The sequence below is a fragment of the Endozoicomonas sp. OPT23 genome (assembly GCF_009653635.1).
GTDB lineage: Bacteria > Pseudomonadota > Gammaproteobacteria > Pseudomonadales > Endozoicomonadaceae > Endozoicomonas_A.
In genome coordinates this window covers 889679-902831 of the sequence record NZ_PPFD01000003.1, presented here as the reverse complement: position 1 = coordinate 902831, position 13153 = coordinate 889679, and the positions used below count along the sequence as shown (strand labels likewise).

20 protein-coding genes are annotated in these 13153 nt (G+C 44.8%); 9 read left to right on the top strand and 11 right to left on the bottom strand.

The window, feature by feature from the left end:
* Window positions 1–508 precede the first annotated feature (508 nt).
* The 3 genes from EOPP23_RS09900 (at window position 509) to EOPP23_RS09890 (ending at window position 2472) form a co-directional block, all read left to right on the top strand.
* Complete coding sequence (locus tag EOPP23_RS09900) at window positions 509–1039, top strand: hypothetical protein (protein WP_153765779.1); 531 nt, start codon at window positions 509–511, stop codon at window positions 1037–1039.
* Between the two features lie 104 nt (window positions 1040–1143).
* Window positions 1144–1413 carry a hypothetical protein gene (locus EOPP23_RS09895; RefSeq protein WP_153765778.1) on the top strand — a complete coding sequence of 90 codons (270 nt, stop codon included), beginning with the start codon at window positions 1144–1146 and terminating at the stop codon, window positions 1411–1413.
* Window positions 1414–1533: 120 nt separating this feature from the next.
* The gene (locus tag EOPP23_RS09890) at window positions 1534–2472 is read left to right on the top strand and encodes a hypothetical protein (protein WP_153765777.1); all 939 of its coding nucleotides are present in this window, start codon (window positions 1534–1536) and stop codon (window positions 2470–2472) included.
* A gap of 17 nt (window positions 2473–2489) precedes the next feature.
* Here EOPP23_RS09890 and EOPP23_RS21770 read toward each other — a convergent pair whose 3' ends face one another.
* The 4 genes from EOPP23_RS21770 to EOPP23_RS21340 form a co-directional block, all read right to left on the bottom strand.
* Entirely contained in the window at window positions 2490–2612 is a 123-nt protein-coding gene (locus EOPP23_RS21770; RefSeq protein ID WP_370514749.1) for an AraC family transcriptional regulator, read from the bottom strand.
* Window positions 2613–2786: an AraC family transcriptional regulator gene (locus tag EOPP23_RS09880; RefSeq protein ID WP_153765775.1), complete on the bottom strand. Its 174-nt coding sequence runs from the start codon at window positions 2784–2786 to the stop codon at window positions 2613–2615. It lies immediately after the preceding gene.
* Between the two features lie 240 nt (window positions 2787–3026).
* Window positions 3027–3329, bottom strand: coding sequence for an AraC family ligand binding domain-containing protein (locus EOPP23_RS09875; protein ID WP_194842562.1), 303 nt, complete (start codon window positions 3327–3329; stop codon window positions 3027–3029).
* Window positions 3307–3483 (bottom strand): hypothetical protein, encoded by a 177-nt coding sequence (locus EOPP23_RS21340; RefSeq protein WP_194842561.1) that lies wholly within the window; start codon window positions 3481–3483, stop codon window positions 3307–3309. The genes EOPP23_RS09875 and EOPP23_RS21340 overlap by 23 nt, the downstream gene beginning before the upstream one ends.
* Before the next feature lie 163 nt (window positions 3484–3646).
* Here EOPP23_RS21340 and EOPP23_RS09870 point away from each other — a divergent pair, with 163 nt between their 5' ends.
* Entirely contained in the window at window positions 3647–3886 is a 240-nt protein-coding gene (locus EOPP23_RS09870) for a hypothetical protein (protein WP_153765773.1), read from the top strand.
* 52 nt (window positions 3887–3938) lie between these two features.
* Here the strand turns inward: EOPP23_RS09870 and EOPP23_RS09865 are convergent, their stop codons facing one another.
* The 3 genes from EOPP23_RS09865 to EOPP23_RS09855 all read right to left on the bottom strand — a co-directional run bounded on the left by EOPP23_RS09865 (window position 3939) and on the right by EOPP23_RS09855 (window position 6680).
* Window positions 3939–4979, bottom strand: coding sequence for an inositol polyphosphate kinase family protein (locus EOPP23_RS09865; protein ID WP_153765772.1), 1041 nt, complete (start codon window positions 4977–4979; stop codon window positions 3939–3941).
* A gap of 131 nt (window positions 4980–5110) precedes the next feature.
* Window positions 5111–6139 carry a hypothetical protein gene (locus EOPP23_RS09860; protein WP_153765771.1) on the bottom strand — a complete coding sequence of 343 codons (1029 nt, stop codon included), beginning with the start codon at window positions 6137–6139 and terminating at the stop codon, window positions 5111–5113.
* Window positions 6140–6299: 160 nt separating this feature from the next.
* Complete coding sequence (locus EOPP23_RS09855) at window positions 6300–6680, bottom strand: hypothetical protein (protein ID WP_153765770.1); 381 nt, start codon at window positions 6678–6680, stop codon at window positions 6300–6302.
* Window positions 6681–6863: 183 nt separating this feature from the next.
* Here EOPP23_RS09855 and EOPP23_RS09850 point away from each other — a divergent pair, with 183 nt between their 5' ends.
* The 3 genes from EOPP23_RS09850 to EOPP23_RS09840 all read left to right on the top strand — a co-directional run bounded on the left by EOPP23_RS09850 (window position 6864) and on the right by EOPP23_RS09840 (window position 8275).
* Complete coding sequence (locus tag EOPP23_RS09850) at window positions 6864–7115, top strand: hypothetical protein (RefSeq protein WP_153765769.1); 252 nt, start codon at window positions 6864–6866, stop codon at window positions 7113–7115.
* Window positions 7112–7960 (top strand): hypothetical protein, encoded by an 849-nt coding sequence (locus EOPP23_RS09845; RefSeq protein WP_153765768.1) that lies wholly within the window; start codon window positions 7112–7114, stop codon window positions 7958–7960. The genes EOPP23_RS09850 and EOPP23_RS09845 overlap by 4 nt, the downstream gene beginning before the upstream one ends.
* Window positions 7961–8029: 69 nt before the next feature.
* Window positions 8030–8275: a hypothetical protein gene (locus EOPP23_RS09840; protein ID WP_153765767.1), complete on the top strand. Its 246-nt coding sequence runs from the start codon at window positions 8030–8032 to the stop codon at window positions 8273–8275.
* Between the two features lie 68 nt (window positions 8276–8343).
* Here EOPP23_RS09840 and araC read toward each other — a convergent pair whose 3' ends face one another.
* On the bottom strand, window positions 8344–9189 hold the full coding sequence (araC, locus tag EOPP23_RS09835; protein WP_153765766.1) for an arabinose operon transcriptional regulator AraC: 846 nt from the start codon (window positions 9187–9189) through the stop codon (window positions 8344–8346).
* A gap of 156 nt (window positions 9190–9345) precedes the next feature.
* Between araC and purU the strand changes: the two genes are divergently transcribed.
* Entirely contained in the window at window positions 9346–10203 is an 858-nt protein-coding gene (purU, locus tag EOPP23_RS09830; RefSeq protein WP_153765765.1) for a formyltetrahydrofolate deformylase, read from the top strand.
* A gap of 60 nt (window positions 10204–10263) precedes the next feature.
* Entirely contained in the window at window positions 10264–10536 is a 273-nt protein-coding gene (locus tag EOPP23_RS09825; RefSeq protein ID WP_153765764.1) for a Lar family restriction alleviation protein, read from the top strand.
* 105 nt (window positions 10537–10641) lie between these two features.
* Here EOPP23_RS09825 and znuA read toward each other — a convergent pair whose 3' ends face one another.
* The 3 genes from znuA to EOPP23_RS09810 form a co-directional block, all read right to left on the bottom strand.
* On the bottom strand, window positions 10642–11565 hold the full coding sequence (gene znuA, locus EOPP23_RS09820; RefSeq protein WP_153765763.1) for a zinc ABC transporter substrate-binding protein ZnuA: 924 nt from the start codon (window positions 11563–11565) through the stop codon (window positions 10642–10644).
* A gap of 233 nt (window positions 11566–11798) precedes the next feature.
* A complete protein-coding gene (locus EOPP23_RS09815) occupies window positions 11799–11978 on the bottom strand; it encodes a PA3496 family putative envelope integrity protein (RefSeq protein WP_153765762.1) in 180 nt (59 codons plus the stop codon).
* A 228-nt stretch (window positions 11979–12206) separates the two neighbouring features.
* A complete protein-coding gene (locus EOPP23_RS09810; protein ID WP_153765761.1) occupies window positions 12207–13061 on the bottom strand; it encodes a MurR/RpiR family transcriptional regulator in 855 nt (284 codons plus the stop codon).
* Window positions 13062–13153: the final 92 nt, after the last annotated feature.

Here is a 13153-nt window from a genome sequence, read left to right as displayed (position 1 = left end):
TGGTGATGCAGGGAGGTTCAACTATAGGAAAACATATTAGAGATAAATATTAATTTTTTTATTTCTAATAGTTATTTACTGCGTGTTGAACGCCTTAACCGCGATTCATTCTAATTGTTCCCAGTTGAATTGATACGGGTCAATGACTGAGTAGTTGTTGATCGGCTCTGATTTTATGTGTGAAAGTGAGGTAAAAAAATATATAGACGATAAAAAGAGATAAATATTAATATCGTAATTAAATTATGTCAGCAGTTTCCACGTTAGAGCAGCAAAACAAGCACGACTCAGAGCATGTGTAGAAAGAGAAAATAACGTACTAGAGTCTTCAATGCTGTTCCGCTGTAGCTGAGCGAGTGTTAGTTAGGAAATTCGTCTTTTCTTCAGAATTTTTAGCTCTCTTGTCCAGCTTTAATGTTGAGAATTCCAATACAGGCCAAAACTTCAGTGCATTTTGGTCATTGAAAAAATCTAAATATAAATGGCAATTCCCAGAGGGGCAGTGGGTATGAAATGTACTCTGAAGTCTTTTGTTGTGACGACTCTTGCAGCAGCTGTGTCTTTCAGCACTTTTGCGGCGGACGATACAAAGACCGTTGATAGTGAGAAAATTGAAGGGATTGAATGGGGGATCGGTGGTGGTCCCATGTATGATCCGGACTTCGATTTTGGTGTAACAGTTACCCCTTCTCTTGCTTACCTGTTTGATACTTCAAAAGCGTCTTCTACCAACGCGATGGCTGCGCACGGTTCTAACAAGAACTGGAATGTTGGTGTTGATAACTACTGGTACATGTTTGATGACAGGGTAAAGGCACAGTTTTATGCTGCTTATACAGATGCAGCTGACCTTACTTTCTTTGATCCGTTTGTAACAAAAAGAGTTCAACCTATAGCTGTTCAGACAATAAGTAGTCGCGGCCATCTAGTTTATCAGGTCTTTGAAAACGCCTATATTGGACCTAGCTTCAGATTTAACAAGCGAACTAATGAGCGTGACTCATCAGAGCCAGGTTCTCTGGGTAATAGTTCCTCTTGAGCAGTTTGGTATTCTTTTTAATTTTGATAATAGAGATTATCAATACGCTCCAACCAAAGGCTTCTTCTTTGAAGCTGAATACTTAAAGTCTAAAGACAGAAAGTATGGCTCTACAGCTACCAGCTGCAACGGGCTATAGCGGCAATGACTGCTTGACTAGCCCTTATGTTCCCGATGAAGGCAGGCAGCAGTGTGTAAACTTGATCCAATCCAGTACTAACACAGAATCTGACTACGAACCCCTTAAGCTGGATGCCAGAACCTACAAAGCGTTCAGTCCAAAAACTACTCTGGCTCTGCGTATTGATCTGACCCAAAGCAACCAGGACGACGAAGCGACACTACTTTACTTCCGTATAGGCGAGTCTTTCTAAGTCTGAACTATCCTCGTGTTATCTTAAATGCTGCCTTCTGGCAGCATTTCTGTATCTGGAACTTTATAGCCACTGATTGGTCAAACCTGCATTTATAATAAATAGAAAGATGCTTGACGCATGATGAGACTTATTTCAAATAAACTCCTATTTATTCCATTGCTTCTTCTCTATGGTTTGGCTGGAATTATTACAGTTGTTGACGCTACTCCAGAACTCCCGGTTTTAAACGATATCAGTCGTTCAGACACGGCCTGGCTTGATTTTAATAGAGTCGATACTGTGGTATTTCCAGTGAAAAGTGCTGACCTTATGAACGGGAAGGGGATAGATAATGATCCTGACACGTTCACAACCGCAGGCATATCAGTTTCCATTAGCGGTGAGCCTGTAATCTTCTATCTTCGGTGGATTCCTAAAGCTAGAGAAGATAAATGCATAAAGCCTGTCATTGTTGCCAAAGGAAAAAACTGGAAATCGTTGGGAGAAAATCTGAAATTCTGGGAAAGAAATTACATCATAGTACAGCAACTTTTGGCTGGAATGAGTCATCGTAAAATGCTGGAATTTATAAGTATAAACTTGAAAAAAATGGAACCTTTCGATCTTTATAAAGTTGATGATGACGAACACGTAATGCTTGATGCGCTGGAGTATCCATTCCGACTGTATCCCAGGTATACAATGAAGCTGTCTGAGGCATCGATACAGACAGGCTGGAAAAGAAAAGAAAAGCTGATGTCATTAGTAGTGACGGATGAATCCGGTGAAATGCAATATGCAGAACTGCCAACTATTAGTTTCCTTGAACAAAACAAAAATTACCTGTACGACGGATTTGAAATGGATGGAGCAAATCTGAGAGCTTTTAAAAAAAGGTTCGGGAATAATGAACTGAACAGTTCAGAACAACTTCATCAATATGCAAGCGATCCAGTGTGTAATAGCTCAATAGAAAGAAATAGATTTAACACTCATTTCTGGAGACAGATTAACAGTGTATTGAGAAGTGATAATAGCCCTGAAACACTCTATTTCAGACTAACTCTCTACCCCTGACTTCTTTCCTCTGAGATTTAACTGCTGATTGTTGTATTGGTCAGATGTTGCTTACGAAAATCAGACGGTGACAATTTCATATACCGCCTGAAGCAGCGAGAAAAATACATTTGGTTAACATAGCCGAGTTCTTCGGCGATCTAGCAAACACGCTTCTCGGTATGAATCAGCCGGTAGCAGGCGTGGGCAATTCGCTTTTCTTCCCGCCACTGGATGGCAGTGACACCGCAATGTTTTTTGAACAGGCGGTTAATGCCAGCTACTGACATGCAGGTGACACTGACAACCTTTTCGGAAGAAAGCTTTTCAAACATTTCTTCTTCCATGTATTTGATAGCAGCGAGTACTCTCGAATCCGTTTGATGAAAATCGGCAGATTCAGCCAGCTGACTGCACCGCAACAATATATGAGTAATGCAGGTACCACGAATCTGTACTTCTATTGGGTCGTTGCTCCAGCCCTGTTTGATCAGCAGATCAATAGCATCCGTTATTTTTTCAAACTCAGCATCATTTCGAGCTTTAAGGTGATAAATACCATCGGCGACCTTGGGTCAATTGATACGATCGATCAGTTCATTGGCCTGAAACAGAATCCAGCTGTAGAACCACTCTTCTGAATTATCGGCTCTGCGGCATTCAAGATAGGCATCGGGACTGAACAGCATAATATCGCCAGCCTCTACCTCAAGGTCGGTTCGAACACAGTTGTAATGGCCATGCCCTTTACGGGTTATATGAAGTACCCAGCCGGCTTTCAATTCAGGCCTGCAGGCAGAATTATCTAACCAGTGGTTTATTTTTTTGTGAGTATTATTGGCAACATTACGGTGATCAAAAATTTCCCGATCTTTCATTTCCAGGCAAAAAAACCTGACGAACAAACTCGGTTGCCAGACGTTCATCCAGTGATTGCGAGGGAGAGAAAAGAAACTGCCAGTCCTTGATCAGAGGTTTAACGGAAGGCTGATCGGCAAAGTGTTGAATCAGGTTTTGAAGATCATCTCCCATTGGAGTTTCATCAAGATTAATGACAGGTCTTCACCAGCGAAGGGTAGTGAAAACTCTCTCTGATTAGTTCTATATCCCTATCACCCGACAGGTAACGGAATATCTTCCTGGCAGATTCAATCATATTCCTCAGGAATATATTCAAGCGGCGGCTCGTGCTTCCATGCAGGCTTTCCCGGTAGCGAACACTCATGCTCATACCAACCCGATTCTTGGTTACCTGCACTTGTGTGGTGTTGGCATAACGCCTGAATGCACACTGAAGATTGGCAAAGGCTCCTACTTTGAAAGTCAGAACCTGTGCATTAATGAAGACGGTTCAGGCTGGATCAAGGCGGACCATGAGATCACCGTTGAATCTGTGAACGGTAAGTTTACTGGCAAGGGTATCGTGAAGTTCTGATCGAATAGATCGTTGTTTTGAAGTTTAATCCCTCTCCCGAAAGGCTTAGGGACTAAACTACTTCCCAGGTTTGTGCAGATAAGTGGCTGATCAGTGTATCGATACCTCTTATAAAATTGGCCTTCTGGGCTTCAATCATTTTCGGGGTGATTTTGTCTCTGTGTTCTGTATCTTCCGGCATAATACAATTCTCCAGATCAATCAGTGTTACCATCTGATCTCTAGCATCAAAACTGAGTAATACGCTACAACCGACAAAGCCGACACTGCAAGCTTCCACGGCATTTTTGAGTCCTTTAAGCTGATTGATCATTTCAACAATTTTGTCTGACTTTGCCAGTTCGTTAAGGCCAGTAAAATCTGCTTTGCCAAAAAGCAATGGAATGAAATCTTTGTCTTGTTTTAATTCACTGAGCTCACGGCCAAGTTTCTTATTGGTGGTTTGAATGGTGACAGCGCTCTTATTAGTTCTCTGTTTGAAACCATGCCAATAGCTTTTCGTGTACCGTCCCCATGAATTTTTGCCATGGAGGAGGTCTCCTTCATAGCAGATCAAATCGCCCAACTTTACATCCAGCGCAGTACCACTGGGAGATGCATTGGTCATTGTTACAGTCATTTCATGTCTTGAGTCGGCAAGATCCAGTATGTCCATGTCTGTGTCAGAAGGCGTGTGCTTTCTCAAGTCGTAAAGGGTGCCGGGCGATGAACCTTGCCATTTCACCTCTGCTGGCAGGTATGCGGTAAGAGGTTCGTTTTGAGGCTCTTGTATTAAACGTGTGTAATTTAAAACTTCCCACTTGGTCATTCTTTTTTCTACATATTCCGAGTCACAGACTTTTACAACACCACGACCCGCCTCAGGTTGGGTAAGTGAGGTAGTAAAGACGTTCGTTTGAGTGGTGGCTGACCTTTGTTTATTGGCTGTATTTTGAGCAGCAGATTGGCGCTTAAGCTTGCCTCGAGCGGCATTGGTTTTTGAAACATCCCACCTGTTCAGCTCTCCTTTGGCTCTGCTATCACTATCTGTAGAGGGGGAGTCATTTGTTTGTCTACCTGCCGAGGATGCACCAGGTCTGGAAGTTGGTTCCATGGAACAGTGCTCTTGCTGTTATTCTTTATTATTGTCGCTGTGCTGGCGATGATCTTTAGGTTCTCATAGCCCAGAGAAAAAGCGGTCACTTTTGTTGATAGAAAGTGACCTGCATTGGGTCAGGCGGCCGACTAATCGAGGCACCGAATACTATCAAAGTTAATATTTTTTCTAGACCATCTTTTGTAAGTCCATTTATCAGCCAGAAGGCTCTTGCATATCTGGCGCCTTGATTTGATAGTGGACCAGGCTCTCGGTTCATTCTCAGGAGCTTCCCAGACAGCACAACCTAGTGAGTCGGTAATCATCAGTTTGCCCTGGCTGGAAATTCCCAGCACGTTGCCTACCTGAACATCGTGCATCCAGTTGTAACTACCCCAGACGAAGTAAGGTGCACCGTTATAGATAGCGAGGGTGCCATTGCCCTGCCAGACAGGTCCGCCCGCCACTTTGGGCTGCCATTCAGGTTTATCGCCACGATAAAAAGTCAGTATTCCGTTATGCCACTCGAGGCGAGCTGTGCCATTGCGAAGCAAAACCAAAGTGTCCGAGCTTGTCTGCCAGTCGAGATTACGGGTTTTGGAGTGGATGACTGAGGTCGGTGCTTTGCTGTCAGAGAGTTTATCTTTCAGTACGTTGTCTGCTTCTGCCATAAAGGTGCCGGTTTCCCAGATAGTTTCACCATTCTGGTTCTGGGCTGTCAGGTTTCCGTTTTGGCTGAGGGTCAGGGTTTTAATAGAGTGCGTGTCATCAGAACTTTGTTGAGTCGAACGTAGGTGGCTCGTTAGCAGCTTTTCTTCAAGGCCCTTGAATTTAAAGTGGGTGCCAGATGGTTTTTCAGGATTATCGGTCAGTTCAAGGTGCCTTCCGAGAGATTGCCATACTGGAATGTAGCCATGATAGAGCCATAAACTGCCTCCACGACCAGTACGAAGATAGGCTTGGCCATTTTTCAGAATCACCCCCTCACTGACAGCAAGAAGTTTATTAGCACTTAGAGTGTGGATGCCATTTGTGTCAATGACTGTTTTGTCGTCAACAGGCTCCAGCTTACGGGCAAGTAGCTGCAAGGAACTATTAAGAATTTTCGTTTGGCCGTTAATGCAGGACTCACTGGAAGTCTCATCCGGCTCTTCATCGTAAGGTATAGGTGCAGCCATCAAGTTGGCAGAAAAATATATAGAAAGGAGGGGGAGAATTCTCTTCATAATCAGTGTCCGTACCGATAGAAATTCAAAAGTGATGAAAGCACCCGCTCAAGGTGCTTATGCTATTGAATTAGCTTAGTACAGCAGTAAAAGAAGAAACGTCAGGCTTGGCCTAACGCGCTGTGGAGCTTTCGATACTCTGAAGGCGACAATCGATCTGGTGGTATTCCATAGATTCAACCAGTTGGTTGCAGCGCAGTAGAATATGCTCGATACAGGTCGATCGAATTCTTACCTCGCAAGGGTCACTGGAATGCCCCTGTTCGCTTTTTGCCTTTATATGGTAAATACCTGTCGCAATTTTCGGCCAGTCCAGCAGAGGAGACAGTTTTTCATCAGGCTGAAACATTACCCAGCTGTATTGCCACTCTTCCTCCCGTATGGGTTCTCCACTGAAGAGGTAGCCAAAACTTAGCTTAACCTGCTCAAATTCAGTCAGACCGGCAAAAAAGCGGTAAACATCTTTTGTGGCAAGTGCCAGATGACTTTCCATAGAAACACCTTAACAACAGTAAACCGTGCAGCGCATAAAGCGACTGTTTTATTAAGTCCATAATCAGACAAGTTAAGATGTCCGATTAAACCCATACTGACGTCGAATTTCAAAACTTTTCATTTCACCTGATCACTTTTGTTGTCAGGAGAAGATAGAACGACAGTCATAGGGGCGATTCTAATGACAGAGAAGACTTTCGAAGGTAACAGCATCTACGGCCAGTGGATGACGAAAGATGACCTGCCAGTGTTTAACTACACTGCAAACCCACTGATCATGCCGGAAGCCGAATGGCATCCTCTGCCTCACCCAAAGACTCGTCGTCACTATCACTTCATTGGTAATCGTGCGGTTTCCTTCCTGATCATCAGGAAGGCGGCACCGGCTTCTCCATCATTGAAGAAGATGGCACGACCTGGAGCACTCAGTTGAAGAACTCACCAGACAATGGTGCTGAAGGAACTAATGTTCCTGAGCGTCATTTTGGTCCTTTCTTCTACTCCGTACACTGCAAAACCAACGGTCTGCGTTTTGAGCGTGACATGACCATGCCTGAAGGTGACGCACCATGGGCGTTTGTCCGTGTTCGTCTGTCTCTTGATGAAGACCAGCCAACCCGTCGCTTCAAGCTGTCTGAAGAGTGGGCACTGAAAACTCTGTACGTTGCCCTGCTGATGGTGCCGGAAGATCGTGAAGAGCTGGCTGAAGAAGTCACCTACGAGCAGGAAATTAACGATGGTAAGGTTAAGGCTCAGGAAGGTATCGACGACGCTGATTTCGCCGGCTCTCCAGCGACAATGATGATCGAATCCCTGAACCAGACTGAATTTACTGCTACCAGTGATGAAGCTCTGCACCCAACTATCACACTGTCTGCTGACGTGGTTCTGGAGCCAGGTGAAACCAAGGAATTCTACTTCCGCTTTGGTCGTTTCTATGAAACTCCTGTTGAAAAGCCTGAAACTTTCTATCAGGAAAATTTTGCAGCCACTAAAGCACGTCTGCCAAAAGCCCACAGCAGTGTTTCTCCACTGACCACTGGCGAGATTTCATGGCACGGTGCTGCTCTGTACGGCATGATGTTCAAAGACAGCGTTCTGGGTGAATACACCATCAATCAGGGTTGTTCCTACGGCTTTGATATCGGTATCAATGGCGCTGCTCGTAACGGTCGTCAGGACTGGGCGTGGAAACATCTGGAAATGATGAGCAACCATACAAAGACTGACGCTTATCCAAATATCTGGGAAGGCGTACTGTCCGGACCGGATGCCTAGAACGCGCCAGAGTCCAAGATTGTTCCTGGATCAAGCTGGGAAGGTTGGGACGTTGAAGTAGCCAAGTACATGTCCATGCAGGCATTCCCTGTGTGCAACGCTCACGCTCACACCAACCCGATCCTAGGTTATGTGCATATTCTGGGCCTGGAAGTAACACCTGAGTGTACTCTGCGAGTGGGCAAAGGCGGTTACTTTGAATCACAGATCCTGTGCATCAATGAAGATGGTTCAGGCTGGATCAAGTCCGACCACGAAATCACCATTGAATCTGTGAACGGTAAGTTTACTGGGAAGGGTGTTGTGAAGTTCTGATGAGCTGAGTAACCCGTGTTAATAAAACCCTCTGCTTTCGGGCATGAGGGTTGTTTTGCTTTGAAGATTTATAGCTCGGACAATCTGTCCCTGAATATTTTTGGACTGACTCCTGCGATTTTCTTAAACACTCGGGAAAAATAAAGCGGATCAGAATAACCGGACATTCTGGCAATTCGGTTCACGGAAATTTGGCTGGTGGTCAGTAGCTGTTTGGCATAGTTAATACGCTGGTCGTTGCGCCACTGAATAATCGTGGTACCCATCTCTTCTCTGAACAGGTGAGCAAGCCGGGAAGCCGACAGGTAAACATGCTGTGCCAGTTCTTCAATGGTGAACTCTCGGCAGATGTCGTCTGTCATCAGGTTGATGATCTGAAGAATACGTGGATCCAGAGCACGGGTCATATTCTCAGGTTGCAGGGTTTTGCAACGAATCAGTAACTGTTCCAGCAGGTTGGTTGCCAGGTCGCGGCTATAAGGCGCTTCACTCTTTGTTGCAGACGCTACATCACAGAAGAGGTTTTCCAGCATTTCATAATGATCAGCTGCCTGGTGACGAGTGACGTATACACCGTTCTGATCATCCTGCCAGTTCATTAGTTCACTCCAGAACCCGCGAGGACGGAAATAGATCCAGCGGTGGTGCCAGGAGTTGTCATCATTGTGTCGGTGGTAGAAGTGTTCGGCATGAGGGGGAAAAAGTAACAAGTCACCTTTACCAACATCAAAGCGCTTATCGCCTCTGAATATTGTGCCTCTTCCTTGAATGGTGATGTTGATGATATAGCCTTTCATACCGTTAGGACGATCGATGATGAAATCCAGGTCGGAGTTTTCTTCGATCGGTGTCAGGCCTGCGACCAGATGAGCATCAAAGTCGTAATCGGGGAGTAGAGGGTTATCAAGCTGCATGGTACACGAGGGGGGTTACATAAGCTGAGTGAATTAAGATTATATCACTCTATTGCCTCAATATCGTAAGTCCCTGTTCGATAAGTGGCAAAAGGGGTGATGTCTAACCGAAGACAGTGAATTATAATGCCGCATCCATGATGTAAGGTCACAACCATGACAACAAGAACCTATCGCCTTTTGATTTCCTGCCCTGATGCCAGTGGTATCGTTGCGTCAGTCAGTGATTTCATTGCCAGCCATGGAGGCTGGATTCTGGAAGCTAATCATCACTCTGACCCGGTGACAGGTCGTTTCTACATGAGAAACGAAATTAAGGCTGACAGCCTGCCGTTTGATCTGGAAGGATTCAGAGACGGCTTTCAACCTATTGCTGAGCGTCTGAATCTGGAATGGAGTATTAATGATTCTGGTAAGCCTCGTCAGGTGGCACTTCTGGCCAGCAAACAGGCGCACTGTTTGTCAGATTTATTGTATCGCTGGAGAAGCGGTGATCTGAACATGGATATCCCCTGTGTGATTTCCAACCATGATGACCTGCGCAGCTACGTAGAGTGGCATGGTATTCCATACCACCATGTTCCGGTGAATAAAGATAATAAGGCTGAAGCCTACAGTCGTATGACCGAACTGTTGGCTGAACACTCTGTGGACACTGTTGTTCTAGCCAGATATATGCAAATCATTCCTCCAGAACTGTGTGATATTTATAAGAACCGGCTGATCAATATTCACCACAGTTTTCTGCCTTCTTTTGTCGGTGCCAAGCCATATCATCAGGCTTACTCCCGTGGGGTGAAACTGGTCGGTGCAACCTGCCATTATGTAACGGCAGAGCTGGATGCAGGTCCAATCATTGAGCAGGACGTTATCCGTGTTGGCCACAACCATCTGCCAGAGGACATGGTTAGACTGGGTAAGGATGTTGAGAAAACAGTCCTGGCTCGTGGACTGCGCAACCACCTGGAAGATCGTGTAATCGTTGATGCGGGTAAGACCATCATTCTTGATTGATCAACCGGATTTCGGATAACTTGTTATCAGTACCCGAATATAAATCTGCAAGGAGGCAGTATGCGATTAGAACCCTGCCCCTGTTGTCTGGGTAAACCTGAAGTGTCTGATATGAGAGTGGCCGGAATACATATGTGGCAAGTGCATTGTACGGTTTGCGGGTTGGCTTCTGAGCTGGATGATGATCGGGTATTTTCTATTCAGAGATGGAATAGAAGGCTGGAACGAGCTCGAATGAAAACCTGGGTAACGTTCCTTGCTGGCGTTCTGCCTTTTTTAGTCGTGATTGCGTTTCTGATTGGCAGCTATACCGGAGCTTTTATTTTCCGGTAAAGCCGTGTAAATATCCGAACATATGAATTCATAGGCTATATCCCCGCCAACGGCAGGGATATAGCCATTTAATATTCGATTATGTGCATCTACACACTTACTGCATTACTTCAGGCAGGTAATAATGTTGCTGACCATACGGTTCAGGAAATTTATGTAGCCGGTAGAGTCGACCCTTATCTCTGTTGCCAGAGGGTCAAGCACTGCCACATTGGTGTTGGTTCCGTTAATAATCTTGTCTATGTAAGCTGGTTGAAACTGTGGTTCTCTGAATACACAGCTGTTGCCAGCCTTAATTAGCTTGTCTCGTAACTTAGCCAGATGTTTCGCGCCTGGCTGTCTTTCCGGGTTGATCGTAAAGTGATCAACAATGTTGAGCTTATAGTGTGCTTTCAGGTAGCCATAAGCATCGTGGAAAACAAACATGGGTTGGTCATGATAATTTTCCAGACGGGCAATATTGTTTTTATCTGCCTGCTGGAGGTTAGTTGCAAACTTTTTGAAGTTTTCCTGATACTGTTTTTTATGTTCAGGATCGACACTGATCAGCTTTTCAGACATGGTTTTTGCCATGGCCAAAGCATTATCCGGACTTAACCAGATATGAGCATCGTATTCACCATGATGATGGTGATGTCCTTCTTCGTGTTCATGAACCTCCCCTTCTTCATCATTTTTTCTCAGGCTCAGACGGGACTGTTCCATTAAAGGGACAGACAGAGTTTTAGGGGCGCCGGCCAGCATCTTTTCCAGAAAGACTTCCATATCCGGACCAATCCAGAACATCACATCAGCATCATACAACTTGCGTGCATCAGAAGGCTTCAAGCTGTGGCTATGGGGTGACGCACCTGGTGGCAAGAGTACATCAGTCGTTGTGACGCCTTCTGTAATAGCCTGAGAAATCAGTTGAATAGGCTTAATAGAGGTCAGAACTTTAAGGGGTTCTTTGGCTGTAACCAGTTGCGGTACTAACAGTAGAGTGCTCAGAAGCCCACAGAAGAGCTTGGTTCGAAATAGTTGCTTCATAAATGCCTTGTCCAAAGTTGTAATGTTATATTATAACTTTTTTTCCGTTTGTGCTTTATCAAGTCAGCGTCTTTCAGCAAATTTTGAAAGTGTATCCATATTCTCTATGCGTCAGTATAGGTAGCTTTGAGATAATGAAGAGATTAATAAGTGAGTGTAGTTATGGCAGAAAAAAAATCAGCCCTGAAAAGGGCTGATTTTATAGAAATGAATGTTTATATGTAGCAGTCTGGTCAGATGTCACTCCAATACTCGGTACCGAAGAAAGTGCTCAGGCGTTTTGTTTCTTCCATGTCTTCAAGCGCCCTACGAATTTTCAGTGCTCTTTTGGAACCACGGTTCGGTAGATCTTCACGATGAATTTCATCTGACTGCAGAAAATCTTTTTTCAGCTGTTCGTCTCTGGGTTGCATGCCCGCACCTCTTTTTTGTAGTTTTTATTTATGATGCTTACAGACTATTTAGAAAATATGAAAAATAGTCTGATTGGGCAAGAGATATTTACTTTTTATGTTGTGGGAAATATCTTACACGGTCATTTAACAGGTAGTTAAATACTCAAATATTCGAATTCATAAGCTATACCCCCGTCAGCAGCGGGGGGGTAGCCACTTAATATTCGACTACGTATGTCTACACGCTTAATCGTCCTTAACCCTGGCGTTATTAAGCCTCTTTTTAATGTTTTTCAGTTGCTGGCTTAACTCTGGTTCTTTCTTCATAGCGACACCCGTCGCCAATACATCAATCACTACCAGATGAGCGATTCTTGATGTTAGAGGTGTAAATAACTCGGTGTTTTCTTCTGCTGCTATTGCCATAGGTTGAGTGCACAGCTTTGCTAAAGGTGTGTCTTTCGGGCAAATACCGATCACGCAGGCTCCCTGTTTTACCGCCACTCGAACACTCTGCAGCAATTCTTTGGAGCGGCCTGATTGGGAAATAGCCACGACAACAGAGGTTTCATTCATGGTTGAAGCAGAGATCAACTGAATATGTGGGTCTGTGATAGCCATGGAAGAAGGCTGAAGGCGGATGAACTTATGTCTGGCATCTTCAGCAACAGCTCCTGAAGCACCAAAGCCATAAAACTCGACCCTGTGTGCTGCCGCAAGAGAATCAATGGCAGACTCTAGCTCGGTGGGGTTCAGTAAATCCCTGACGTTTATCAGTTCTCTGACTGTGCCGTTGAATACTTTTCTGGCGATATCATTCGTGGTGTCCTCTTGATTGAGTTTGAGCTCTGCAAACCGGGAACCACTGCCCAGGCTTTGTGCCAGCTTTAGCTTAAATTCCTGGTAACCATTACAGCCAATAGCTCTGCAAAAACGCACAACGGTTGGTTCGCTGACTTCTGCTTTTTTAGCCAGTTCTGCAATGCTGTACTCCAGGCTTGTAGAAGGTGACTTGAGAATAAAGTCAGCTACTTTTTTTTCCGAGCGGCGAAGTGAAGCATATCCCTGCTTCAAGGCTACAAGTGGATCTTCAGGAAACATGTACAGAGTCTTGTTGTCGTATTTATTATGTAATCAGGACTGAACGGTGCAGCTAACCTTCGCGATTAGTTTTGATGTGCTTACTCAGTTTG